Raw genomic sequence first — 25,020 nt, 5'->3', positions numbered from 1 at the left:
CGCCGTCCGGGTGCCGTTGGGCCCGCACCCGTGGCCCACTCGCATGCCACCTGCGTCCTGGGAGCTACCGCCCCCGCAGCCTGTCGGCCGTGGTCCACAGTCCTCCCAGGATGGGCCGATACCGCACGCGTGCGCAGTAGTTGCCCGCTAGCCTTGTCATTCGGCAACAGGCAAGACCTTGGAGCGCACCGTGGAATCATTCGGCACGCGACTGCGCAAGTACCGGGGCGAGCGCCAGTGGTCCCTGTCGGATCTCGCCGCGCGGACGCACTACTCTCCGGGACACCTGAGCAAGGTGGAGAACGGCCTGCGCACGCCAACTCGGGAACTGGCAGCGAGTTGTGACGCGGCGCTGAGCGCCCGTGGCGGCCTCCTCGCGGTGCTAGGTGCGGGCCGAACCGACGACACCGCGCGAAGCGCGGGCGCCCCCGCAGGGCTGGCGTCCGCGGGGGCGCTATCCGACGAGGCCGCCCTGCCCGCACTGCCCGCCACACTGTCCGACGGTGCAGCCACCCCGGTCGTCGCGGCGCTGACAAGCGTCCTGGACGGTCTGCGGGCCACCGCGCAGAGCGCCGGTCCGGGGGCCGTACTGGAAAGTGCGGCCGCACAAGTGCGTGCCCTGCGCGGCATGGCGGCGCACGCCCACGGCGCCGAAGCCGAGCGACTGCTGTCCCTGGCCGGCCGCTACGCGGAGTTCATCGCCTGGATGTGCCAGGAGGCCGATGACGAACGGTCTGCCTTAGCCTGGGCGCGCACTACGACTTCACTCGCCCGGCACGTCGGCTCGCCCGACATGGAGGCCAACGCCGTCTTGCGGCGCTCCCTGCTCGCGCTCTACTGCGACGACGGCGCCGCCACCGTCGAACTCGCCTCCGCTGCGGCGTGCTTCACGGCGTCCCCGGCCACGCAGGTGCGGGCGTTGCTACGCCTGGCCCAGGGCCACGCCCTCAACGGTGACGACCTTCGCTGCCGCCGCGCGCTCGACGAGGCGGACAGCCTGCTCTCCGGCCCGGCCATGCGTTCGCCGGCGGGTCCGGTTCAAGGCTCGCTTCCGGGTACGGCGCCGACCGGGACCGCCCTCGCCGCCGCGTCGGGCACCATTTATGCCGGCGGTCACGCAAGCAGCCGCTACGGCACCCGGCACGTCGCGGATCCCGCCGCCATGGCGAGGGGCTGGTGCCTTCAAGTGCTCGGCCACCACGAGGAGGCACTCGGTCTGCTGGGTGCCGAGGCGCGGCGCATCCCGGCCCACGCGCACCGGGCCCGAGCTCGGTTCGAGGTCAGGGTCGCGCTCGCCGCGCTCGGTGCCAACGACGTCGACCGCGCGTGCGCCACGCTGCGCGACATTCTCACAGTCGCGCCGGGCCTCGACTCCGCCACCCTTCGCACCGATCTGCGCGGCTGTGTCCGGGCCCTGTCGCGGCACCGCCGCGATTCGACCGTGGCAGAGCTACTGCCTGAGGTCGCCCGTCAGGCGTCCCGCCGTCCGGCCGCGTGACCGCTCCCGTGCCCACCGGCATCTTCGTCAACTACCGCGTGGGCGACTGCGAAACGGAGGCGGCGCTGCTGCACCGTCTGCTGGCTGACCGGTTCGGCGACGATCAGGTGTTCTTCGCCAGCAGCTCCATCCAACTGTCCGCCGACTTCACCGAGGCTCTGCCCCAGGGCCTCGCACGCTCCTCCGTCCTGATCGCGCTGATCGGACCGGAGTGGCTGACCGTCACCAACGCCCACGGCACCCCGCGGATCCAGCTGAAGGAGGACTGGGTCCGCCGCGAGCTCGCCTACGCTTTTCTGCACAAGATCCAAGTCGTACCCGTTTTAGTCGACCGAGGGCGGCGTATCCGGATGCCCTCGGCCGCCGAACTTCCCGACGACCTGGCCAGGCTGGAACGCTGCCAGTACCTGCGGATGCACTACCAGAACCTGCGGCTAGAGCGCCTCTTCACAGAACTCGCGGTGCTGACACCGCAGACCTTCGCCCGCCGCGTCTTTCTGCCCGCCGAGGAACTTCCCCCCGAGCCCATCCCCAGCATGCTGCTGCGAGCTGAGTACGGCGTGGTGCCCTTCCACGGCAGGGAGACCGAGCAGGAGGAGTTCCGCACGTGGTGCGAGGAACCCGCGGGATCGGCTGTACGTCTGGTCACCGGCCCCGGCGGCCAAGGCAAGACCCGTCTCGCCCTGCACCTGTGCCAACAGGCGACCGACCGGGGCTGGTTGGCCGGGTTCGTCGACGAGTCCTGCGCACAGGACGACCTCACCGTGCTGGCCCGCTGCACCGCACCTCTCCTGCTGGTTCTCGACTACGCCGAGGCCCGCGCCGAGCAGTTGCTCCTCCTCGCCACCGAGTGCCTACGCCGCGACGCCGAGGCTGGGCCGGTGCGTCTACTGCTACTCAGCCGCGCGGGCGGGGAGTGGCAGCGCCCACTCGCCGAACATGCCGACGACCGGGTCGCCCTCATGTTCGGGGCCATGACGGAACGCCGGCTCGCCCCGCTCGTACCGTCCGAGGCCCAGCGACAGGCCGAGTTCATTGGCGCGGCACAGGAATTCTCGGCACACCTATCCGGCACCCGCCCTGAGACTGCCGTGGTCCCCGCCGACCTGTACGCCACCCGCTATGACCGAATCCTGGACGTGCACGCCGCCGCCATGGCCGCGCTGCTCGAACAGGACGAGTCGCTGGGCAACTCTCCTCCGGCTTCACCCGACCCGGTGGCTCGGGTGCTCGCTCACGAACGCCGTTACTGGAAAAGGCTGCTGGCGGTACACGGGCTTCCGGAAGACACCTCGCTGCACGCGGACGCGCTCGTCGCGGTCGCGACGCTCTTCGGGGCCGGCACCGAGGAGGGAGCGCTCGCCTTGCTGTCGGGCACCCCCACCTTCGAGGACGCGTCCGTGCCATTCCGGCGCCGCCATCTGCACTGGGCCTCGGCCGTCCTCCAAGGCGGCCCCGGACTGCACCCTCTGCGCCCCGACCGGCTCGGCGAAGAACACATCTCGCACGTCCTGGCTTCCCTCCCCGAGGTGGCCACCGCCCCCCTGCCGGGGCTGGATGACGGCCAGGCTCGCCGGGCGCTGACCGTCCTCGGCCGCGCCGCCGTACGTCACCCGGTGGCGGCCCGCGCCGTCGCGGCGCTGCTCGCCCACGACATCGACCGTATGCTCCCCCTGGGCATGGAGGTCGCGCCCCAGTTGGAGAACCCGCGCGTCTTCGCCCGGACACTGCTGGACAGCCTCCAGGCGCACGACGACGACCACACTGTGCGCTTGGTCCTCACCCACCTGCCCGACGAGAGTGTCGCCCTCGCGGACCTGGCAGTGCTCGCCAGCGAACTCACGCTGGACAACGCCAAACAACACGCGTCCATCAGCCCGGCGGCCACCGCCCGCCTGCTGCTGCATTACACCTACCACCTCAAGAGCAGCGGGCGCCGTCGGGAAGGCCTGCGCGCGGCCGAGGAGGCGGCGGGGCTCTTCGAACAGCTCGCGGCAGCCAGCCGCCAGGCACATCTGGCCGACCTCGGCCGCGCCCTGCACAGCCTCGCCGTCATGCTCGACGAGACGGGCGAGCGGGAGCGGGGTCTGCTCACGATCCGCCGCGCCGTCGAGGTGCGTAAGGAGCTGTGCCAACGGAGCGACGTCTACCTTGCCGAATTGGCGCTGTCGCTCGACGTCCTCGGTGCCGACCTCGCCGAAACGGGCAACCGGGCCGATGGCCTCGCGGCCGGCCGTGAGGCCGTACGAATCTTCGAAGGGCTCACCGCCGAACGCCCAGTGCTGTACGAGGCACAACTAGCGACTGCCCTCGGCAACCTGGCACTCCAATGGGAACGCTTCGGCGATTCCGGCGAGGCGTGCGCAGTCTCCGCGCGCTGCGTAAACGTATTACGCCGCCTGTCCGACCAGAACCCCGACGCGCACCTGCTCAAGTATGCCGACGCGCTCAACCATCACGCCTCCGCGCTGGTTCGGGACGGCCGGCGCACGGAGGCGCTCGACTCCGTCGCGGAGGCGGTCGAACTGTTGCGCGGCCTCGTTGAGACGGACCCGGGACTTGCCGAGGACGCTTCCAATCCGAGTGTCCGGCTGGCCTCGGCGCTCGTCAACCAATCGATCGTGCAGTCCGCGAACGGCCTGCAGGCCGAGGCGCTCGCCTCGGCGGTGGAGGCGGTGGAGGCCCACCGGCGCCTGGCCGAGGCACTGCACGGCGTGTACCGGCCACGCTTGGCCGTCGCGCTCACCACTCTGGCCGCCCGGCACGGCGCGGCCGGCAATCTCAAGGATGCGCTAGCGGCTGCCGTCGAGGCAGTCCGTATCCGCGAGTCCGACGAGGAGGGCCGCCCAGCCGACCTCGCGCACGCGTTGGGCAACCTCGCGGCGCTGCTCGCTCGGGCGAAGCAGTGGCCGAGCGCCGAGCAGACCGCTGCCGACGCCGTGGCGGTCTACCGCTCGCTCCCCGACCTCGACGAGCAGGCGCACGTCGAGGCACTCGCGAGAGCGCTTCACACCCGCGCCGCGGCGGCGAGCCACATAGAGGGGGCCACCGATCACATGATCGATGCCATCGACGCCTCCGTGAACCTGCGACGCGCGCAAGCCTCAGTACGCGGGGGTAGCCACGAAGCGAACCTCACCAGTGCCCTGTTCGCCCAGGCGGCCCTGCACGAACGGGCCGGCCTGCCCGACGCCTCGGCGATCCACGCCGAGGCGACGAAGCGCCGGGACGATGCACAAAGGGCCATGCCCTAACAAGCTCCCGCACACCTGGCACCGGTATACGGGAGCCGCGTACTCAATAACGCGCTGCGGTCAACTGTCGTCGAAACCACTGTCATCATGGGTAATGCGCCTATCGGTAGTTGCGGTTCCAGTTGCATTCGCTTCCGTTCAGTGCAGTCCAATCGTCGATGATCGGACCGATCTGCCGCAGGTCAGAACGCTGACGGACCTGCCTGAACCCCCGGCCGAACAGTTGGAAAGCGTGTTGGGGGCAACCCCTCACGAGTTCGAATCTCGTATCCTCCGCCAGTGCCTCACCGGGCAATACGTCGTTGGCCCCCGCTGCTCGCTGCGGGGGCCAACGACGTTTCCGCGTCTCCGGGGGCGCGGCGGGAACCGGGGTGGGGCGGCGGGGCGTCAGGAGAGAGGGGGGGGGTTCTTTCGGCGGGGGCGGGCCGATGCCAGGATGGCGGTTTCGCCGAGGCTGACGACGGGGGATTCGGGTGGTGGGGCGTCCGACGGATTGGGATGTGCTGGATCTGGACCGGGATCCGGTGCCGGGTGATCCGTTCGAGGTGAAGGAACTCGCCCGCAAGCTCGGGGACTTCGCCGATGACGTCGCCTCCGCGCTCAGGTCCGTCAAAGGGCTGAACGGTGACACCGTCGTCCAGGAGTGGGCGGGCCTGTCGGGTGACGCCTACCGGCAGCAGTTCGGGGACCTGCCCGGCGAGCTGGACAAGCTGGAACGCTCCTACCGCCTGGCGTCGGGTGCGTTGGACGGCTACTGGCCGAAGCTGGAGACCGCCCAGGCCGACGCCGACCGCGCCCTGGCCCAAGGCCGCACCGCACGACAGGAACTGGACTCCGCCACATCCCAACTCACCAACGCCGACGCCTGGGTGAAACGCGCCCAGGACAAGTCCAAGCAGTATCAGGACGACCCGAAGCCGAACGTCCCCCCGCCCTCCGCCGAAGAAGTCCGCGCCGCGACCCGTAACGCCACCGACGCCAACTCCGCCCACACCACCGCCTCCACCGCCGTCCACAACGCCCAGGCCAAACTCGACGCCGCCAAACAACTGGCCGCCGACTCAGCCCAGTTGAGAGACAACGCCGCCTCCACCGCCCAGCACGCCCTCCACGAAGCCTCCGACGCAGGCATCAAGAACAAACACTGGTGGGTGGGACGTCCTGTTCGCAGCACTCGACTGCATCCCCATGTTCAAAGGACTCACCACCGCCGGCGGCCTCCTCAAAATGGCCCGCGAACTCCCCACCCTCCTCAAATCCGGCAAAGCACTGGAGAACATCGCCAACAGCGTCCGCAAAGGCGCGGGGGCCCTGCGCGACATGCGCGAGAGCGCCGTCAGCATGGTGAAGCGGACCAAGTGCGGCGACCCCATCGACGTTTCGACCGGCGATATGGTCATGTCAGCCACGGACGTGGAGTTGCCCGCGGTGCTCCCCCTGATCCTGGAACGTCACCACGTGACGTCGTACCGGGGCGGGCGATGGTTCGGCTCGTCCTGGTCCTCCACGCTCGACCAGCGGCTGTGGATCGATGAGCAGAGCGTTCGGTTCACCAGCGTGGACGGCATGGTCCTGCACTACCCGATCCCCCAGACCGAGGGGTCCGTGCTCCCTGTGTACGGCCCGCGATGGCCGCTGAGCTGGGACGGCACTCCTGGCGGCACCATGACCGTCAGCCAGCCCGAGACCGGGCACACGCTGTACTTCCGCCCCGTTCACGGCAGGCTCTCCGCGGATCTGCCGATCATCGCCACCGCCGACCGCCAGGGCAACCGCATCACTGTCCGTTACGAGCAGGACTCCGCCGCACCGGTCGAGATCATCCACGACAGCGGCTACCGGATAGGCGTCGAGAGGGACGGGCAGCGGATCGTGGCCCTCCGTCTGATCAGCCACCCCGACCGGCCGACGCTGATGCGGTACACGTACAACGCGGATGGCGACCTCGTCGGTGTCGTCAACTCCAGCGACATACCGCTGGCCTTCCAGTACGACGGGCGACGCAGGATCACCGGGTGGACGGACCGAAAGGGGGCGGCGTACTCGTACACCTACGACGACTCGGGCAGGTGCGTACGCACTTGCGGCCCCGACGGCTTCCTTGACGCGACCTTCGAGTACGACGTCACGCACAACTCCGTTCACCACTCGGTTCACAACTCCGCGCACGGCAACGGGCACGACACGGAGCGCCGGGTCACCCGCGCGACGGACTCACTGGGCCACGTCACCGTCTTCGAATTCAACGGGCTTCTGCAACTGGTCCGCCAGATCGATCCGTTGGGCGGCGTGACGGTCCAGACCTGGGACCGGTACGACCACCTCCTGAGCCGGACGGACGCCCTCGGCCGACAGACCCGGTACAGCTACGACGAGCGGGGCGATCTCACCGAGGTCGTACGTCCGGACGGAACGGCCGCCGTGGCCGCGTACAACGAACTGGGTCTTCCGGTCGCGGTGACCGACCCCGACGGCGCGCGGTGGACGCAGAGTTACGACGACTGCGGCAGGCTGCTCCAGGTCACCGACCCGCTGGGCGCGACCTATGAGTACGCGTACGACGACGCCGGGCACATAGCCAGGACCACGGACCCGCTGGGTCATTCCCGCCGGTACACAACGGACCCGGCCGGACTGCCCCTGACCGTCGAGGACTCGCTGGGCGCGGTGACGACGTACACGCGCGATCCCTTCGGGAGAACCGTGACGATCACCAACCCGCTCGGCGAGACAGTCCGGTTCGGCTGGACCGTGGAACGGCTTCCGGCATGGCGGCGGTTGCCCGACGGCTCCACGGAGCGATGGACCTTCGACGGGGACGGCAATCCGATCGAGCACGTCAATCCGGCGGGTGAGACCGTACGGTTCGAGGTAAACGCGTTCGACCTGATCTCCGCGCGTATCGCTCCGGACGGTGCCAGGACCGAATTCGCCTACGACTCCGAGATGCGGATTACCCAAGTCACCAGCGCGCGTGGGCAGTCGTGGTTCTACGTCTACGACGCCGCAGGTCGCATGATCCATGAACGGGACTTCAACGGCCGTTCCCTCAGCCACCGGTACGACGCCGCTGGACAGTTGGTGGAACGCACGAACGGGGTCGGCCAGTCGGTGCGGTACGTGTTCGACCGGATGGGACGCCTCGTCGAGCGCCGTCATGACGACCGGACGGCCGCGACTTTCGCCTACGACCAAGCGGGCCGTGTCGTACACGCCACCGGGCAGGACGTGGAGCTGACCGCCACGTACGACGGGCGCGGCCGGGTACTTGCCGAGGCGTGCAACGGACGCGAGACGGTGCGGGGCCTGCCCTCCGGTGTGTCCCTCACACAGGAGTGGGACGTCAACAGCCGTCTGAGCGAGCAGACGGTAACCGCTGCGGCGGGGCCTGGCCGACGGCGTGCGTTCGCGTATCGGGGTGACGGCTATCCGACCCGGATCGACGACCCGACGTTCGGCCCGCTGGACTTCGACCTCGATCCGCTGGGCCGAATCCGTTCCGTGACCGGCACTGACTGGACCGAAAGCTACGCGTACGACAACGCGGGGAAGCCCACCCAGGCCGCGGCTCACGGCTCATCCGCGGAATTCTCCTTCGACGGCACGCTGCTGCGCCGGGCCGGGCGGCGTAGGTACGAGTACGACGGCCAGGGCCGCGTCGTCCGCCGCACGAGCAGACTCCTTTCCGGAGGGTCACGGACGTGGACCTACCTCTGGGACGCCGACGACCGGTTGACCGATGTCGTCACTCCGGACGGGCGCCGGTGGCACTACGTGTACGACCCGCTGGGCCGTCGCGTCGCGAAGCAACTCCTCGGCGAGGACGGAGCGGTCGAGGAGCAGACCGACTTCGTGTGGGACGGCACCCGGGTCGCGGAACAGAGCCGGCGCGACACCACCACGACGTGGGAGTGGCAGCCCGGCAGCCACCGGCCACTGGCCAAGCTCTCCCGCAGTGAGACCGACGAGCGGTTCTACGCGCTCGTCACCGATCTCGTCGGTACGCCCACGGAACTGATCGGAGAGGACGGCCACGCGGTCAGGCAGCCCCGGTCCAGTGTCTGGGGGGCGGTCGCCGGGGAGTCACGGGAAACGCTGTGCCCGCTACGGTTCCCCGGCCAGTACTTCGACGCCGAGACCGGCCTGCACTACAACCTCTTCCGGTACTACGAGCCGGACGTCGGCCGGTATCTGTCCCCCGACCCGCTGGGCCTGGCTCCGGCGCCCGACCACTACGCGTACATCCGCAATCCGCTGTCCTGGACCGATCCGCTCGGACTGACACCCTGCCGGGAAGCCGCGAAGGCGGCGGCACTCCGCGACGCCGGTGTTCCGCCGGGCGCGGAGCCGCTCGAAGTACGCTTGACGCCCTCCACCACACCGGGCGGCAAGCAGATCCTGGACGACACGTACCAACCGGTGATGTTCCACGAGGAGGTCCACTACTCCGAGAGCCTGGACGACTTCATCGTCTTCCAGGACCATCACACCGGCCACTCGTTCGGCGACCCCAACGGCATCGGGGACCAGCCGCCGCATGTTCACGTCCGGCCCATCGACAATCCCCGCACGGGGCAAGTGCCAGGTTGTGAGGAGCATTACTACTATGACCCGAGCCTGGGTTGACCTCCTGCGGGACAGCGGCGGGCTGACCGAGCTCTACAACCGCGTCCCTTCACTCCAGGGAGTCGGTGTGAGTTCCGTGCACTTCGACCAGGTCGGGCCGACGCTCACGCTCAGGGTGGTGCTGCCGGTCTTCCCCGACCGGCCTCGGCCCGAATGGGAAGCCGACGGCTGCGACCGGTTCGAGTGCCAAGTGCGGTTCCTGGCGATCGAGGACGTAAGGATGCGCGGCTGGCGGCTTCCGGTGACCGCCGACGTACTGATCACGTCGGCGGAGCCCGAGGAACACAACCGGATCACGGTGGAGATCCAAGGGCGCGACGCGTCGATGGAGTTGCACTTCACCAGCAACGCCTCCCTGGGAGTCGGCCACATGAACGCCTACCGCGAGGGAGCCGAGTCCCGCCACTACACCGGTCGTGTCGACGGGCTCCGCTACCGGGGCCGCCTCCCCGAACCGAGCGAGGTGGCCTTCTTTGAGCATCTCTGACCTCCAGGACCACGCTCTCGCTCTCACCGAGGCCCGCCCCATCTCCCTCCACCTGGACGAACGCGACAGGTCCGCGACCGTCACCGTCCGGCGCCCCGGCCTGCCCGACGACGCGCCGGACGGCTGGCGGGAGCGCGGGTTCAACGCCCACGAGACATCCACGACGTACCGCGACATCGACGACGTGACCATCACCGGCTGGACGCACACACCGATGACACGCTGGACCACCGCCCCCGGACCGCACCCCGGACGCGTCACAGTGACGCTCTCCGGATCGGACCAGCACGTGACCTTCTCGGCCGACCACGACGTCCGTACCGCCAGAAGAGGTTTTCTCTCCGGGGCCATCTGACACCACCCCGCCCCACACTTGCGTACGCTCACCGCACCGCCCGGACCCCTGAGATACGCCGCTGCCGACCGACGAGAGACGCCGGGTCCGCGCGCGGCTTCCCGAACACCGGCCCATCCTCCGGGGCGCCCCGCGCCCCGGAGGGTTGCAGTCCGGGTTGCGTTCACCCCCGTCCACGGACGTCCAAAGAGCGCACCGACCAGCGCTGCGCCCCAGCTCAGAACGGTGGCGACCCCCGGCGTACACCGGGACAGAGAGTTGTAAGGCGTGTTGGGGGCAACCCCTCACGAGTGCGAATCTCGTATCCTCCGCCGGTGCCTCACCGGGCACGCACGTCGGTCGGCCAGCTCTCCCTCACCCACTGGGTCAACCGGCCGCTGCGCCGCCTGATCGTCCTCAACATCGTCTGGCTCGCCTGAGCCCGGCCCGCACGAACAGCGCCCTGACCCCGGCATCGCAACCCCCGGGGTCAGGGCGTTTCACATCGTAGCCACCCACCGCCACAGAGCCGGGTAGCGTGCCGGAGACTGATCCGGACCCGGGGCGGGAGTGGCGATGCGGTTTGCACAGTTCGATGAGGACGGCCCACTGACGACGACCGAGTTGGGGGCGTTGCGGTCGTTGAACGCGGCGGTCTTGACCGCGCGGTACGAGTTGCAGTCGGCGAGCGCCCAGTGGGACCGGCTCACCAGCGGGAGCGACGTGGCCGACGTGCACGAGGCGAGCACGACGTTCCCGTTCTACGGGCAGGCCGTCCAGGAGATCGCGCACGGCGCGACCGCGTACGAGCGCCACGTGGCGCTGATTGCCTGGCGCTACACGGCCGCGGCGGTTGTGCTGGGCGTCACCGTTCTGCAGCGCGTCGTGGAAGCGAAGCCGCCCTTGACGGCCGCGACGGTTCAGGAGCTTTGCCAGGAGCCGACGTTGGGCCGGCTGCACGCGGCGCTGTCGGTGCCAGTGGCCGACCTTCTGCCGGAGCGTCAACACGAACTCGCCGGAGAGCGCACGCGCACAGCACAGCGGTGGACCCAGGTGCGCGACGGCGTGGACGACGCGATCGGCCTTGTCCTGGAGATCGCCGCGGACGTCGAGGCGGCCCACCCCCGCACCAAGGACGAAGCTGCTGGCTGCCTGCTGACCGAGCACTGTCCGCCCTACACCGACCCCGTGTACGAGGGCGTCCTGGAGCCGTTGTTCCACCTGGCGGAGGAAGTCCCGTTCGACATCAGCCGGAGCATCACCAAGGGCTGAGCCGGTCGCGGCTCAGCCCTGCGGCGGCGTTGCGCCGGGCAGATGCCCGGCGAAGTCCCACCACTGCTGGATGGTCCACACGGCGAAGCTGGAGCGGTCGGTGGACATCCGCAGCCACACCTCCTCGCCGCCGGGCATGAGAGCCACCTCCAGGTGCGGCTGCTCCCACGTCCCGAGGGGGTACATCCACTCGATGCCGTCGGGCCAGGTCCGCATCGCCACCGTCTGCACGCTCAGCGCCGCGGCGAAGGCGTCCAGCGCGGCCCGGGGGATCCGCACCTCCGCCGACTCGCGTTCGATCCCCACTGCCTGGGCCCCCTCCTGCGGCGTCGTGGAACGCCGCACCGCCGCACCACTGCCGTTCGTTCCCGCCGGCGACCACCTGGTGATCCCGCACACTCCGGAGCAGGACCATCAGGCGGAGATCGGCACCCGCTGGTCGGCAGAGACCGACTGGGCCCTGCGGCGCCGCGGTTGGCGCCCCGATCGCGCTATCCCCTCGGTGCCGTCGACGGCGGCGTCAGCTATCTGTCCATGGCACCGACCGGGGCCGTCTACCTGGGGATGGACGACGCGGGTCTGCTCGCCGGGTCCGGCGACAAGGCGCTGAACAAGCTGATCGAAGGCGTCGCCTGACCGTTCGTCCGACCGTCAGGTGGACAGCGGGTCGGGGCCGGCCCCTCGCGAGGACGAGTCCCGTATTCTCCGCAGGGCTGACGGGGCAGGACGGGAGTCCGGGCGAGGTCGGGTCGGCAAGCCAAGGAGGATCGGAATGGGGATGGACCAGGTGGCTCTCGAAGCCGCTCTCCACGACGCCGAGCAGAGGTTGCAGGCCGCTGTTCGATCAGGTGACGCGCAGGCATTGGACCTGCTGCTGGACGACCGTGTCGTCTACACAGGACCTGACGGCAGCACCATGACGAAGGAGGAGGACCTGGGAGCGCACAGGTCCCGGACCCTGGCCGTCGGGGTCTTCGACCAGCAGGAACTGCACGTGACCGTGGTGGGCTCGACCGGGATCACCCGCGTACTGGCCGGGCTTGAAGGCACCGCCGGAGGACATCCGTTCACGGCGCGCCTTCGCTACACCCGCACCTGGACACACCTCGACGGCACGTGGCGCGTCCTCGCCGCCCACGCCAGCGCCGTCCCAGACCCCGGGTAGAGACGTACGTACGGATCGGCCGGGCACGCGGTCCTGATCGGGCACCACCGCGTGGCGCCCGAGCCGACGGGGAGCGTGCGGGTTCGTACCGGGTCAGCGGCTGACTCCGTTCCAGGCCGGGAGGGCCGTGCCGCGCGTGCCAGGACGGGCGGTGAACAGACCGCCGTCGGGGCCCCCGGCGGTGATCACCAAAGTGGCGAGGTCGGGCCCGGCCAAGGCCAGGCCGGCGGGGTGGCGGACGGGTACGCGGACGGTGGCCAGGTGCCGCGCGGAGGGTGAGTAACAGCGCACCTCGCCCGCGCCCCACACCGCCAGCCACAGATTGCCGTCGCGGTCCACGCACAGGCCGTCCGGCAGCCCGTCGTGGACCGCGAGGAAGTCGCGGCGCTCGCCGGTCCGGCCGTCGGCCGCGTCGTATCCGCGCACCCGGACCAGACCGGCGCCGGTGTCCACGCTGTACATCAGCAGGCCGTCGGGCGACCAGGCCAACCCGTTGGAGCAGGTCAGGTCGGTGTCGAGGACGGCGGGCCGCCCGTCGCCGGAGAGCCGGACCAGGACGTCCTCGCCGCGACGGCCGTCGAGCGCGGTGCTTCCGACCAGGAACCGCCCCGCCGGATCGCAGCCGCCGTCGTTCAGCCGTCCCGGCGTCCCGTACGGCAGTACGCGGGCGCCGGCCCGGCGTGCCCCGTTCGGGAGGAGGACGGTGAGGCCGTACCGCCCGGCGACGAGCAGGCGGCCGTCGGTGGCGCGGGCGACCGCGCCGACCGGGCCCGGGAACCGGTGCCGCCGTACGACCTCCACCCGCCCGAGCCGCAGCCGCCCCTCGAGGACCAGACCGGCCTCGATGTCGACCCAGAGCAGCCGTTCGCCGGGGGCGTCCCAGACCGGGCCTTCGGCGAGCCGGAAACCGCCGGTCAGCGCCGGTCGGGCATCGTACGTCAGCACCGCGTCATCGGGACGGCGGCTGGCCGCCCCACCGCGGCACCTGGTACCACCGCGGCTCCTTGTGCCACCGCGCGCTCACGCATCGGCGCACACCGAGCGGTGCCGGCCGAGGCCGTCGATCTCCATCTCCATCACGTCGCCCGCGGACAGGTAGGGGAAGCGGCCGGAGAGCGCGACGCCCTCGGGCGTACCGGTGTTGAGCAGGTCTCCCGGTTCCAGGACGAGGTACTGGGACAGATGACGGATGATCTCCGCGACGCCGAAGATCATGTCGGCGGTCGAGGAGTCCTGCCGGGGTTCGCCGTTGACCCAGGAGCGCAGCCGCAGCGCCTGCGGGTCGGGGACCTCGTCCGCGGTCAGCAGCCACGGGCCGAGCGGGTTGAACGTCTCGCAGCTCTTGCCCTTCGCCCACTGGCCGCCGGGGGTCTCCAGTTGGAAGGCCCGCTCGGAGACGTCGTTGCCGACCGCGTACCCGGCGACGTACGCCAGCGGGTCGTCCTCCTCGGTGAGGTAGCGGGCGCGGCGGCCGATCACCGCGGTCAACTCCACCTCCCAGTCGGTCTTCTTCGAGCCTCGCGGGATCAGCACGGTGTCCGTCGGGCCGACGACCGTGTTGGGGCTCTTGTGGCAGAGGATCGGCTCGGTGGGCGGTTCGGCCCCCGACTCGCGGGCGTGGGCGGCGTAGTTCTGACCGATGCACAGCACCGCGCCGGGCCCGGCCACGGGCGCGCCGACCCGCAGGCCGGCGATGTCGTCCGCCGGCAGCTCGGGCAGCCGTCCGGCGGCCAGTGCCTGCCGGGCCCGCGCGATACCGTCCGCGGCGAGAAAGGCGGGGGTGATGTCGGAGGCGAGGCCGGACAGGTCGTACGTCCGGCCGTCGGCGGTGCAGAGGACGGGGCGCTCACTGCCGGGCTGTCCCAGGCGCATCAGGCGCATCGGTGGTCTCTCTTCGTGAAAGGGGGGTCGGGTACGGGATCGGACGGTCGGGGTGCCGCGGGCGCGGTCCCGGTGCCGGTGCCGGTGCCGCGGTCGGCATGACGGACTCTCGCTCGCTATTCGACGCGTTCCAGGGCCTCACGGCCCACCTGATGGAGCAGATCCCGCCCGCCGAGGTGGCGTTCGATCTCCGCTACCGTGCTGTCGCCCAGTGCCTGCCGGCCCTCGACCGTGGCAGCGGCCTGATGGGGAGTCAGAAGTACGTTGGGCAGCGTACGCAGCGGGTGCTCGACGGGCAGTGGTTCGGCGTCGTAGACGTCGAGTGCGGCGTCGAGCCGGCCGGTGCGCAGCTCGTCCAGCAGCGCGGCCTCGTCCACCAGCCACGACCGGGCGGTATTGACCAGGCCGGCGCCGTCCGGGAGCAGGGCCAGCTCCCGTCGCCCCAGCAGGTGCCGGGTCTCGGCGAGGGCGGGTGCGTGCACCACGGTGATCCGGCTGGTGGCCAGCAGTTCGTCGAGTCCGGCCACCCGGACGCCGAGCGCCGCCGCCTCGGCGGGGCCGAGGTAGGGGTCGGCCACGGTGACCTCGGCGCCGAGCGCCCGGACCAGTTCGATGTACGCCCGCCCGGTGCGGGAGGCGCCGATCACGCCGATCGGGCAGCCGAGGATCTGATGGCGCTCGGGGGCCGTCCCGGCCCGCGACCACGGGACTCCCCCGCGCAGCGCGTGGTCGAAGCGGTGGATGCGGTGCAGCAGTGCGAGGGTGAAGGCGAGCGCGACCTCGGCGACCGGGCGGGCCATCGCGGCACCGGCCTGGGTCACGCGCACGCCCCGGTCGAAGACCGCCTGGGTCGCGTACGGGCTCACCGCGCCACCGGTGTGCGCCAGCAGGCCCAACCGCGGTGCGGACGCCAGGAGTTCCGCGTCCAGTCGGGCGGTGCCCCAACCCGTGACGAGGACGTCGGCGTCGGCGAGCGCGGCGGCCAGCGCGGTCCGGTCGCCGGGCCGCTCCACCAGCACCGGGTCGGCCAGCCGGGAAAGCCGCTGCCAGGCGTCCGCGGTGAAGAGCTGCTCGCGCAGTGCGGGCGCCATCGCGACCACGGCAACCGGCCGCGCGGCCGGCCCCGGCCGCACAGCCGACCCCGGCCGCTCCGGCCGTACGACCCGCTCCGGCCGCGCGCCGTCAGCGGAGCCAGTCATCACGGTGCTCCGCCACGAACTCGTCGTCGGTCAGCCACGGGTAGGCCGCCGCCACCCGCGCGATCTCCTCGGCCTGCCGGGGCGAGAGCCGTTCGGCGGGGTCGAGGCACCAGGTGCCGGCCAGCAGGCCCTGGCGGCGGAGCACTTCGTGCACGCCGGGGACGCAGCCGCGGAAGGCGTTGCGCACGTCGAAGACCGCCGCGTTGGCCTCGCTCAACTGCGGTGCCCTGCGCAGCAGATCGGTCATCAGCCGCTGATCGCCGGCCCGTGCCGCGCGCACCTGGGCAAGCATCAGGACCGCGCTCGACGTCCACACGGCCCACTGGCCGAGCAGGCCGCCAGCGAACCAGCGCAGGTCGCCGCCGGAGGCGCGGTACGGGGTGAGCAGGTCGGTGAGGATCGCGTCGTCGTTGCCGGTGTAGAGGGCGACGTCCTGCACACGGTCGCTCGCGGCGACGGCGGCGATCACCTCGGCGGTGCGGTACCGGTCGAAGGGCGCGGCCTTGATCGCCACCACGGACGGGATGTCGGCGAACCTCCGCCAGAAGTCGGCGGACAAGTAGCGTCCCCCGACGGCCTCTTGGAGGTAGAAGCCGACGACGGGCAGCACCTCGCCGACGGCACGGGCCCGGTCCAGCAGCCCGGTCTCGTCGGCGCCGGGCACCGCGGGGCTCAACAGCACCGCGTCGTAACCGAGTTCGGCGGCGAGTTCGGCCTCGGCGACGGCCTGCGCCGTGTAGCCGCAGGCGCCCGCGATCTTCACCACCGTCCGGCCGGCCTCCTTGTCGGCGGTCTCGGCGGCGAGTTCGAGCACCGGGCGGAGCAGCCCGACGGCGGTGTCCCTGATCTCGAACTGGGTGGTGTGCACGCCGACCGCGATCCCGCCGGCGCCCGCGGCCAGGTAGTAGCGGGTCAGGGCACGTTGGCGCCGCTCGTCGAGGCGGCGCTCGGCGTCCAGGGCGAGCGGGTGGGCCGGTATGACGGTGCCGGCGGCCAGCAGGCCGAGCGGGCTCGCCGCCGTGCCCGGGGCGCCGTCCGGACCGGCGGACGGGGTGGTGGAACCGGTGGAGCCGTTCGTCTCGCCCCTGCCGTCGGCGCCGTCATGGACGGGGCCGGCCGGAGCGGTGGTGCTCGCGTGGTTGCGGGAGGACACGGTGGGTCAGAACCTTCCGTCGCGGACGTCGAACTTGGTGGGCCGGCCCGACAGCGGCAGCCCGCGCCGGATCCACTCGGCCTGCCAGCCGACCAGCGTGCGCAGCGGCACCGGCGGATACCCGAACAGGTCGTGGCAACGGCTCGCGTCGGACAGCAGTGCCGTGCCGGATTCCTGACCCGTCGTCAAGGATGCCTTTTCCAGGGCTCGTTCGGCGTGACTTCCGGCATCGGCACCGGCACCGGCGTCGGTATCCACACCGGCACCGGCACCGGCACCGGCACCGGCACCGTTTCGGCCGAACTCCTCGGCGAACAGGTGGGCCAGCCGCCGCACCGAGGCGGTCTCCGGTCCGGTGAGGTTGACGGTGAACACCTCCGGGTCGGCGTGCGGCAGCGCGCGGAGCGCCACTTCGTTGGCGTACCCCTGCCAGACGACGTTGACGTGGCCGGTCGTGAGGTCCACCGGCCGGCCGGCGTGCACGGCGGAGGCGATGTCGGCGAGCACGCCGTAACGCAGGTCGATCGCGTAGTTGAGCCGGAGCAGCGCGACCCGGGTGCCGTGTTCGGCCGCGTGGTAGCCGAAGACCCGTTCGCGGCCGAGGCAGGACATGGCGTACTCGCCGACCGGGCCGACCGGGTCGGTCTCGGCGGAGCCGGCCGCGGCGGTGTCGACCAGGGGGTAGACGTTGCCGGTGGAGAACGCGGAGATCCGCGCGTCGCGGTACCGGCGGGCGATCCGGTCAGGGAGCGCCGCGTTGACCGCCCAGGCGTGCGCGGGATTGCCGGCGGAGCCGAACTTGGCGCCGACCATGAAGACCGCGTTGCCCGCGTCGGGCAACCGCGCCGGGTCGCCGTCGAGCAGGTCGAAGGCGACCGGGCGGACGCCCTCGGCGGCGAGCGCGTCGGCCGCCGCCCGGTCCGACCAGCGGGAGACGGCGTGCACGGCGACGTCGCCGCGGCCGGCCGCGTCCAGCGCCCGGCGGGCGAGCCGGCACAGGCTGGGGCCCATCTTGCCGCCCGCGCCGAGCACGACCAGGTCGCCGTCGAGCCGGGCGATGTCGGACACCAGGGCGGGGGAAGGGGTGGCGAGCAGGTCTTCGAGCCGCTGCTCACCGGCGGGGAAGCCGGCCGGGAAGCCGGCCGGGCCGGGGCGCGCGACGGACACGGACGCGGCCGGCGGCGCGGGCTTGGACAGGGAGGCGTGAGGCATGTGCGTGGTCATCCTTTGACGGCCGAACCGGTGACGCCTTCGGTGAAGTACCGCTGGCCCGCCAGATACGCGGCGAAGATGGGGACGAAGGCGATCACCGATCCGGCGAGCACCTGGCTGAGCGGCACCTGCTGCTGTTGCAGCGAGGCGATGCCGACGGTGAGGGTGCGCATGTCGCTGCTCTGGCCCATGATCAGCGGCCACAGGAAGTCGTTCCAGTGCCACAGGAAGACGAAGGTGCCGAGGGTGGCGAGGATCGGCTTGAGCAGCGGCAGTACGACGCTGACGAAGATCCGCAGTTCGCCGCACCCGTCGAGCCGGGCCGCCTCGAACATCTCGTCGGGGAGGTCCTTGATGAACTGCCGCATCAGGAAGACGGCCTGGGCGTTGGCGAGGGTCGGGATGATCAGGCCCCAGTAGGTGTCCACGCCGCCGAGCTTCGCCATCATGATGAAGGTCGGGATCATGGTGACGTGGTAGGGGACCATGACCATGGACAGGAACGACCAGAACATCACCTCCCTGCCGCGGAACCGCTTCTTGGCGAAGGCGTATCCGGCCAGCGCGGCGAGCACCAGCACCCCGACCACCGACACCAGTGAGTAGACGAGGGTGTTGAGCGCCCAGCGCGGCACGTTCTGCGCGTCGAGCACCGTGCCGTACGAGGAACCGCTGAGGTGCCACGGCAGGAGACTGCCCGGGAGCGACACCGCGGCACCGGGCTTCAGCGACAGCACGAGCATCGCGTAGAAGGGGAAGACCGTCACCACGGACGCCACCGCGAGCAGCACACCGCGGGCGACCCGCCCGCCCCGGCTGGGTTGCAGCGCCCTGGGTACGGTGTCGCGCTCGCGGGGTCCGCGGGAGCGGGCGGAACGGCGCGGCCACGAGCCGGTCTCGGCCCGGCCGGTGCGGGTGGCGGCGCGGGTGGCGGCCCGGCCGGTGCGGGTGGCGGCGGAAACGGGCCCGCCGGGACCGGAGTCGGGGCTTCCGCCCGCCTCGGCGGCATCGGCGGCATCGGCGGTCAGGTTCGCCATGGTCACTTCTCCTTTCCGAGCACCAGCCGCTGCACCAGCGCCACGACCACGGTCATCACGAAGAGCACGCAGCCGAGCGCGCTCGCGTAACCGAGGTCGCTGTATTTGAAGCCCGCGTCGTAGAGCTGGTACACGAGGCTGTAGCTGGCGTTGGCCGGGCCGCCGCCGGTCATCACGTAGATGGCGTCGAAGATCTGGAAGCTGTTGGTGGTCTCGATCACCAACAGGAAGTAGAAGGCCGGCTTGAGCTGCGGGGCGACGATGTAGCGGAACCGCTGGACGGGTCCCGCGCCGTCCATCAGCGCGGCCTCCTCCAACTCCCTCGGTACGTCCTGGAGCCGGGCGAGCAGGATGAGCATGCCGTATCCGCAGCGCGACCAGATCCCGACCAGGGCGATCGCGGGCAGCACCAGGGCGGAGTCGGTGAGCCACGACTGGTCCGGCAGGCCGAGCATGCCCATCAGCCCGGACCAGGGGCCCTTGGTGGAGAAGATCCAGATGAAGACGGTGGACGCCAGGATGAGGCTGGTGACCACCGGCAGGAAGAAGATCGACCGGAAGAGCCGCGAGCCGCGGAAGGCCCGCCGGGTGAGCAGTGCCAGCCCGAGCGAGGCCAGGATGGTGAACGGCACCGCCAGCAGGCTGTAGACGACGGTGACCCGCAGCGAGGACCAGAACAGCGGGTCGTGCATCATCCGCCGGAAGTTCTCAAGACCGGTGAAGTGGGTGGTGTCGCCGATGGTGTAGTCGGTGAAGCCGAGCAGCAGCCCGGCGATGCCCGGCCCGAACCTGAAGACCAGGAAGAGCAGGAAACAGGGCAGCACGAACAGCAGCCCGATCCGGGCCTCCCGGCGCGCGTGCGGTCCGCGTCGGTTCTTCTGCGGGCGGGTGGTACGTTCCGCGACTGCGGCCACGGGACCTCCTTCGGGGAGCTATGGGTGCTGCCGGACCTCACCGGCCGGTGCGGGCGGCCCACGGGGTACGGACGGTCGGCGCGTACCGGCGGTCGGCGCGTATCTGCGGTCAGCGCGTACCGTTGGTCAGCGCGTATCTGCGGTCAGCGCTTGCGGGCGATCAGTTGGTCGGCGGCCTTCGCCGCGTCGTCGAGCGCCTTCTGCGGGGTGGTCTTGCCGAGCAGCGCGGCCTGGATCTGCGGTGCGAGCAGGCCCATCACCTCGCGTGCCGACTTGTCGAGCGGGCCGACGTCGGTACTGCCGAGCACCTGCTCGGTGGCTTCCTGGAGCTTGTCTCCGGGGTAGAGCGGCGACGCGTCGGTGCGCGCCGAGAAGTACCCGCCCGGCTGTTGCAGACCGGCGGTGTTCTTCGGCTGCGAAATGTACGAGACCCACTTGCCGGCCAACTGCTGGTTGGCGCCCTTGAAGACCGCGAGCGTGCCGACGGTGCCGTACGCCACGGACTTGGCGCTGCTCAGCGCCGGGCCGACATGGATGTTCTCCTTGCCCCAGAACGGCTCGACCTCGGCGGCGGCGTTCTGCCAGGTGCAGGCGACCTTGTTCTTGGCGAGGTCGGTCTGCTCGATCTGCGGGGTGGTGGTGACCAGGTCCTTCGGCGTCCAGCCGTTGTCCACGAAGGTCTTCAGCCAGGTGAGCGCCTTGACACCGGCCGCGCTGTTGAAGGTGGCCTTGGTGCCGTCGGAGGAGAAGACGTCGCCGCCGGCCTGCCACAGCAGGGGGTAGAACGTCATGTTGAGGGTGGCGGTGGTGTCACCGCTGTAGCTGGTCGCGTAGAAGCCCTTGGCCTTCAACGTGGGCGCGAGCGCGGCGAGCTGGTCCCAGGTGGTCGGGTAGGAGGTCTCGCCGATCGCGTCAAAGACCTTCTTGTCGCACAGCAGCGGGTAGCTGGACATCAGCACAGGTGCGGCGAGCTGCTGGCCGTCCACGGTGACCGCCTTCAGCGCGGCCGGGCGGTAGGCCGCCTTGTCCGCCGCCGGCACCCACTTGTCGGCCGGGATCAGGTTGCGCTGGTAGCCGGCGAGCTGGTCGGGGATCAGATACGCCACGTCGGGGCCCTTGCCCGCGGCGAGCGCGGTGGCCAGCGCGGTGTCCCGGTTGGCCCACGGGTAGGTGGAGACCTTCACGGTCACACCGGGGTTCTCCTTCTCGAACCCCTTGACCATGCCGTCCCAGTAGGCGTCGTTGGCCTTCGGGTCGTTGATCACGGGGTACACCCAGGTGTTGATCGTCTTCTTCGAGCTGGACCCGGAACCGCTGTCGGAGCCGCAGCCCGTGACAGCGGTGGCGGCAAGGACGGCGGTGACGGCGAGGGCGACGGTGTGACGGCGTCTCACGGTGGTTCTCACTTTCCGGAAGGCGGAGCGTGGCGGTGGGTGGTCGTGCGGGCGGTGGGTGGTCGTACAAGCGGGGTGCGGGGTGCGGGGTACGGCCGGTGCGCACCCGGTGTGCGGCCGGTCAGCGCAGCGGTACGGTCTCGACCGTGCCGTGGTGCCGGGACCGTTCGGCGGCGAAGGCCGCGAGGTGGCTGCCGAGGGACTCGACCGGGCCGGAGCGGATGTGGGAGCGGTCGCCGGTGGCGAGCGCGGTGACGAAGGACTCGGCCAGGACCCGGTCGCCGCCGCCGTGGCCGTCGGCGGCGTTGGAGCCGCTGGCGCCGACGTCGAGCACCCGGGTGGTGTCGTCGCGGAAGTCGTGCACGGTGACCCGCTCGCCGTCGCCGCGCAGCCAGCCGTGGCTGCCGAAGATCCGGGTCTGGCGGTGGGTCTGCTCGGTGAAGGCGGTCATGGTGAAGACGGCGGTGGCTCCGCCGGACAGCCGCATGGCGACCACCTGGTTGTCGACCACGTCGTTGTCCGCGCGGTACACGCACCGGCCGTACGGGCCGGTGCGCAGCGCCTCGGTGAGGACCTGTTCGTCCTGCGGGCCGTCGGCGTCCGCGGTCACGTGGTCGATCGGCCAGGCGCCGCCGGTGGTGCGCAGCGCCGGGTAGTACAACTTGGGCCCGGAATAAGGGCAGTCCGACTCGACCGGGCAGTCCAGGCAGTTGTCGGCGGCGCCCGCCGGGGCGTTCTCCGGGCGGAAGTGGGCGAGCGAGCCGAAGCTCGCCACGGTCTCGATCCGGCGGCCGGTGACGTACGCGATCCAGTCCAGGTCGTGGCTGGACTTGGCGAGGATCATCGGCGAGGAGTGGTCCTCGCGGCGCCAGGGGCCGCGGACGTAGCTGTGCGCGTAGTGCCACCAGCCGACCGGCTCCAGGTGGTCGAGTCCGGTGACGGTGCCGAGGACCCCGCTGTCCACCACGCTCTTCACCAGGTCGGTATAGGGGGTGTAGCGCATCACGTGGCAGACGGCGAAGGGCACGCCGGCCGCTTCGACGCCCTCGACGATGGCGCGGCACTCGGCCTCCGTCGGGGCGAGCGGCTTCTCGGTGAGCACGGCGTACCCGGCCCGCGCCAGGGCGAGCACCGGTTCGGCGTGCGCGCGGTCCTGGGTGGCCACGATCACGCCGTCGGCCAGCGGACCGCCGTTCGCCTCGGTCGCGGCGAGCAGTTCCCGCCAGTCCCCGTACCCGGTCGCCGACGGTACGAGGGCGCGTGCCTCCGGCCGCGGGTCGGCGACGGCGACGATCCGGGCGCGCTCGGGGTGGTCGCGAATCCACCCGGCGTAGGTCAGCCCGCGGTTGCCGGCGCCCACGAGGGCGATCCGCACCGGGCGCCCCACGATCGGGGCGTCGGCGACGCTGGTCTGGTCAGTGGCCATGGTCTCTCTCTCACGGTGGGCGCGAAGGGTCGGCGGGGTGGGTCGGCGGGGGGGTCGGCGGGGGGGTCGGCGGTCGAACGTTGACCGACCGGCGGTGGGAGCCGGACCGGCCGGGCTCGTGAGGGCCCGGCCGGCGCTCTCAGATCAGCAGGTTCCCCGCGGTGTGCCGCACCCGGTCGCCCTCGGCGGGCATCCGGGTACGGGTCACCCCGTCCTCGGTACAGCCGGTGTGCAGCAGGTGGCTGTCGCCGGTGAAGGCGGCCGGGGCAAGGTCGAGCCGGCCGCCGGTGAACGAGGAGCCGCCCGCGCGGTAGTGGTTGACGCCGTCGCCGATCAACAGGTGTGCGGTGCCGCTGCCTTGGGCGACGGAGTCCAGGCCGTCGAGCTGCCAGCGCACCGTACGGGCGGTGCCGCCGCGGGAGAGGAAGGCCGCCGAGCTGTTGCCGCCGCCGAAGCGCGCACCGCCGCCGATCCACAGCCGCTGGTCCTTGTCGGACTTCAGCACCAGGCCGGTGTCGGTGAAGCTGCCGCCGTGCACGGAGATGTCGGCGTGCGCGACGGTGCTGGGGTCGGCGCCCGCGGCGGCTCCGGTGAAAGCGCAGTGGTCCAGGACGAGCGCGCCGCTGCCGTTGAACTGTGCGCCGTCCAGGCCCTTCAGGGCGACCCGCAGCAGGTGCACGTCGGAGCTGACGGCGGCCGAGGTGATCTCGGACGCCTTGCCCTGCGTGAACGCCGAGTCGGCGATGACGGTGGGGCGTCGCGACCGACGGGAGGACTGGGCGATCACCAGCGGACCCGAGGCGACGCAACCGCGCAGTTGGGCGCCGTCGGCGTTGACCCAGATCATGCCCGAATTCGGCTGGGCGTTGCCGATGACCAGCATGTCCTCCAGCGTCAGGTCGGTGACGTTGGTCCTGGCCACGAACCAGGAGCAGGCGTGCTTGCGTACGGTGATCCGCTTGGCCGCGCCGCCCCAGGCCGCACCGGAGTTGGCGAAGGTCATCAGGCCGGAGTTGCCGGTGTAGGTGAGATCGTGCTCGAACTGGCCGTGGGTGACGAAGGGGCCCTGGTCGTCGCCGTCGCCGTGGCAGTTGGTGACGTAGCCGTAGGCGGACGCCGTCCAGTCGTTGAGGTGGCGGGCGTTGGCGACGTGGCAGTCCTCGACATGGCCGTACAGGCAGTAGATCTGCTGGGTGAGGTAGCCGGCGCCGCCGTAGGTGACCGAGGCCGGGTTCTTCAACTGGCACTCGGAGGTGCGGAAGTACGTGCACCAGCGGCGGATGATCACCGGCCAGAAGGTGCCGGTGGCGTCGATGCCCGACACGTCGCAGGAGACGGCGTACTCGTAGGCGACGGGGTGCGAGCCGGTGACGGTGTCGTTGTCCGCGACGCCCGGTACGCCTTCGAAGACCATGTCGCGTACGTGGGCGCGCTCGACGGGCTCGACACGGGTCCAGGTGAAGGTGCGACCGGCGGCCAGGTCCCAGCCGATCTTGTAGTTGACCCGGATGTGCGTGCCGTCCACGATCTCGGTGACCTGGACGAGCTTTTGCACCTCCTTCTCGTACAGCCCGGTGCCGGTGGCCGCGTCGATCTCCACGGCCCACCACTGGCCGACGGTGAAGGACCCGCTGTCGGGCACTTCGAAGATGTCGGCGAGGTCGGGCATCGCCGCGGACAGCGAGGACTTGACGGTGGTGCCGGTCACGGTGCCGCGGAAGTACAGGACGGCGCCGAAGGGGTTGTTCACGGCGTTCTTCTCGATGCCGACGGTGGTGACCCGGTGGCCGCCGAAGTCCAGCTCGATCCGGGAGCGGGAGAAGGTGTGGCGCTTGGTGAAGTTGAGGTCGGTGTGCGCTTCGACCCGGTGTACGGCCGGGTCGCCGACCATGGCGTCCAGTGCGTCGTCGGCCGGGGCGGAGCCGTCGAAGAGGCCGAACTGGCGGAAGTCCAGCACCCCGTCGTGGACCATGCGCCAGCGGCCCTTGCCGGTGTGGCCGGCCGGGCGCAGCACGGTGCCGCCGTTGGGGGCGGTGGTCGCGGCGGCGTCCCAGCGGACGACCAGGCCGCCGCCGTCGCCGGGCGCGCGGTAGCCGGCCACGAGCGCGACCGTACCGTTCGCGAGCGGCCCGGGGGCGAGCGCGAGCAGCCGGGCGACGGTGTCGGCG

20 protein-coding genes are annotated in these 25,020 nt (G+C 71.1%); 9 read left to right on the top strand and 11 right to left on the bottom strand.

The genetic code is table 11. The features are described 5' to 3' along the window. The first annotated feature begins 190 nt into the window (after positions 1-190). From BGM09_RS09615 to BGM09_RS09590, 7 genes are all read left to right on the top strand, one after another. Entirely contained in the window at positions 191-1,498 is a 1,308-nt protein-coding gene (locus tag BGM09_RS09615; RefSeq protein WP_188281059.1) for a helix-turn-helix domain-containing protein, read from the top strand. Between the two features lie 8 nt (positions 1,499-1,506). Continuing rightward, positions 1,507-4,752 carry a TIR domain-containing protein gene (locus tag BGM09_RS09610; RefSeq protein ID WP_188281058.1) on the top strand — a complete coding sequence of 1,082 codons (3,246 nt, stop codon included), beginning with the start codon at positions 1,507-1,509 and terminating at the stop codon, positions 4,750-4,752. A gap of 500 nt (positions 4,753-5,252) precedes the next feature. After that, a complete protein-coding gene (locus BGM09_RS37525; RefSeq protein WP_223186572.1) occupies positions 5,253-6,287 on the top strand; it encodes a putative T7SS-secreted protein in 1,035 nt (344 codons plus the stop codon). Beyond that, a complete protein-coding gene (locus BGM09_RS09605) occupies positions 6,172-9,378 on the top strand; it encodes an RHS repeat-associated core domain-containing protein (protein ID WP_223186587.1) in 3,207 nt (1,068 codons plus the stop codon). Before BGM09_RS37525 ends, BGM09_RS09605 begins: the two co-directional genes overlap by 116 nt. Then, a complete protein-coding gene (locus BGM09_RS09600; RefSeq protein ID WP_188281056.1) occupies positions 9,359-9,865 on the top strand; it encodes an Imm50 family immunity protein in 507 nt (168 codons plus the stop codon). The genes BGM09_RS09605 and BGM09_RS09600 overlap by 20 nt, the downstream gene beginning before the upstream one ends. After that, entirely contained in the window at positions 9,852-10,220 is a 369-nt protein-coding gene (locus BGM09_RS09595) for a hypothetical protein (protein WP_188281055.1), read from the top strand. The genes BGM09_RS09600 and BGM09_RS09595 overlap by 14 nt, the downstream gene beginning before the upstream one ends. 555 nt (positions 10,221-10,775) lie before the next feature. Further along, positions 10,776-11,471, top strand: a complete 696-nt coding sequence (locus BGM09_RS09590; RefSeq protein ID WP_188281054.1) for a hypothetical protein — start codon at positions 10,776-10,778, stop codon at positions 11,469-11,471. Positions 11,472-11,483: 12 nt separating this feature from the next. On the opposite strand, the gene BGM09_RS09585 is transcribed toward BGM09_RS09590, so the two are convergent. Further along, positions 11,484-11,777, bottom strand: a complete 294-nt coding sequence (locus BGM09_RS09585; RefSeq protein ID WP_317452615.1) for a hypothetical protein — start codon at positions 11,775-11,777, stop codon at positions 11,484-11,486. A gap of 168 nt (positions 11,778-11,945) precedes the next feature. Here BGM09_RS09585 and BGM09_RS09580 point away from each other — a divergent pair, with 168 nt between their 5' ends. Both BGM09_RS09580 and BGM09_RS09575 read left to right on the top strand, forming a co-directional pair. Continuing rightward, complete coding sequence (locus BGM09_RS09580) at positions 11,946-12,107, top strand: hypothetical protein (protein ID WP_188281052.1); 162 nt, start codon at positions 11,946-11,948, stop codon at positions 12,105-12,107. A 136-nt stretch (positions 12,108-12,243) separates the two neighbouring features. Further along, complete coding sequence (locus tag BGM09_RS09575; RefSeq protein WP_223186571.1) at positions 12,244-12,636, top strand: nuclear transport factor 2 family protein; 393 nt, start codon at positions 12,244-12,246, stop codon at positions 12,634-12,636. A gap of 93 nt (positions 12,637-12,729) precedes the next feature. On the opposite strand, the gene BGM09_RS09570 is transcribed toward BGM09_RS09575, so the two are convergent. From BGM09_RS09570 to BGM09_RS09525, 10 genes are all read right to left on the bottom strand, one after another. Next, positions 12,730-13,581: an SMP-30/gluconolactonase/LRE family protein gene (locus tag BGM09_RS09570; RefSeq protein WP_188281051.1), complete on the bottom strand. Its 852-nt coding sequence runs from the start codon at positions 13,579-13,581 to the stop codon at positions 12,730-12,732. A gap of 75 nt (positions 13,582-13,656) precedes the next feature. Beyond that, on the bottom strand, positions 13,657-14,517 hold the full coding sequence (locus BGM09_RS09565; RefSeq protein ID WP_188281050.1) for a fumarylacetoacetate hydrolase family protein: 861 nt from the start codon (positions 14,515-14,517) through the stop codon (positions 13,657-13,659). Between the two features lie 116 nt (positions 14,518-14,633). Continuing rightward, a complete protein-coding gene (locus tag BGM09_RS09560) occupies positions 14,634-15,608 on the bottom strand; it encodes a hydroxyacid dehydrogenase (RefSeq protein ID WP_317452620.1) in 975 nt (324 codons plus the stop codon). 91 nt (positions 15,609-15,699) lie between these two features. Next, positions 15,700-16,716: a dihydrodipicolinate synthase family protein gene (locus tag BGM09_RS09555; RefSeq protein ID WP_223186584.1), complete on the bottom strand. Its 1,017-nt coding sequence runs from the start codon at positions 16,714-16,716 to the stop codon at positions 15,700-15,702. A gap of 159 nt (positions 16,717-16,875) precedes the next feature. Further along, positions 16,876-18,081: an NAD-dependent epimerase/dehydratase family protein gene (locus BGM09_RS09550; protein WP_223186570.1), complete on the bottom strand. Its 1,206-nt coding sequence runs from the start codon at positions 18,079-18,081 to the stop codon at positions 16,876-16,878. An 8-nt stretch (positions 18,082-18,089) separates the two neighbouring features. After that, positions 18,090-19,118 (bottom strand): carbohydrate ABC transporter permease, encoded by a 1,029-nt coding sequence (locus tag BGM09_RS09545; RefSeq protein ID WP_223186569.1) that lies wholly within the window; start codon positions 19,116-19,118, stop codon positions 18,090-18,092. 2 nt (positions 19,119-19,120) lie between these two features. Beyond that, complete coding sequence (locus BGM09_RS09540; protein ID WP_188281048.1) at positions 19,121-20,032, bottom strand: carbohydrate ABC transporter permease; 912 nt, start codon at positions 20,030-20,032, stop codon at positions 19,121-19,123. A 143-nt stretch (positions 20,033-20,175) separates the two neighbouring features. Then, positions 20,176-21,426, bottom strand: a complete 1,251-nt coding sequence (locus tag BGM09_RS09535) for an extracellular solute-binding protein (protein WP_188281047.1) — start codon at positions 21,424-21,426, stop codon at positions 20,176-20,178. A gap of 121 nt (positions 21,427-21,547) precedes the next feature. Next, positions 21,548-22,852 (bottom strand): Gfo/Idh/MocA family protein, encoded by a 1,305-nt coding sequence (locus BGM09_RS09530; protein WP_188281046.1) that lies wholly within the window; start codon positions 22,850-22,852, stop codon positions 21,548-21,550. 139 nt (positions 22,853-22,991) lie between these two features. After that, positions 22,992-25,020: peptidase C14 (locus tag BGM09_RS09525; RefSeq protein ID WP_411158284.1), on the bottom strand; the 2,029-nt coding region annotated here is incomplete at its 5' end.

Source organism: Streptomyces sp. CBMA29, assembly GCF_014596445.1.
Classification (GTDB): domain Bacteria; phylum Actinomycetota; class Actinomycetes; order Streptomycetales; family Streptomycetaceae; genus Actinacidiphila.
Note: the sequence above shows the minus strand (reverse complement) of the source record. Positions and strands in the feature narration are given on the sequence as shown.

Excerpts from the sequence above, each read along its gene's own strand:
- BGM09_RS09600 (WP_188281056.1), top strand. The coding sequence starts at position 9,359 with ATGACCCGAGCCTGGGTTGACCTCCTGCGGGACAGCGGCGGGCTGACC.
- BGM09_RS09590 (WP_188281054.1), top strand. The coding sequence starts at position 10,776 with ATGCGGTTTGCACAGTTCGATGAGGACGGCCCACTGACGACGACCGAG.
- BGM09_RS09575 (WP_223186571.1), top strand. The coding sequence starts at position 12,244 with ATGGGGATGGACCAGGTGGCTCTCGAAGCCGCTCTCCACGACGCCGAG.
- BGM09_RS09565 (WP_188281050.1), bottom strand. The coding sequence starts at position 14,517 with ATGCGCCTGATGCGCCTGGGACAGCCCGGCAGTGAGCGCCCCGTCCTC.
- BGM09_RS09560 (WP_317452620.1), bottom strand. The coding sequence starts at position 15,608 with ATGGCGCCCGCACTGCGCGAGCAGCTCTTCACCGCGGACGCCTGGCAG.
- BGM09_RS09550 (WP_223186570.1), bottom strand. The coding sequence starts at position 18,081 with ATGCCTCACGCCTCCCTGTCCAAGCCCGCGCCGCCGGCCGCGTCCGTG.
- BGM09_RS09545 (WP_223186569.1), bottom strand. The coding sequence starts at position 19,118 with ATGGCGAACCTGACCGCCGATGCCGCCGATGCCGCCGAGGCGGGCGGA.
- BGM09_RS09530 (WP_188281046.1), bottom strand. The coding sequence starts at position 22,852 with ATGGCCACTGACCAGACCAGCGTCGCCGACGCCCCGATCGTGGGGCGC.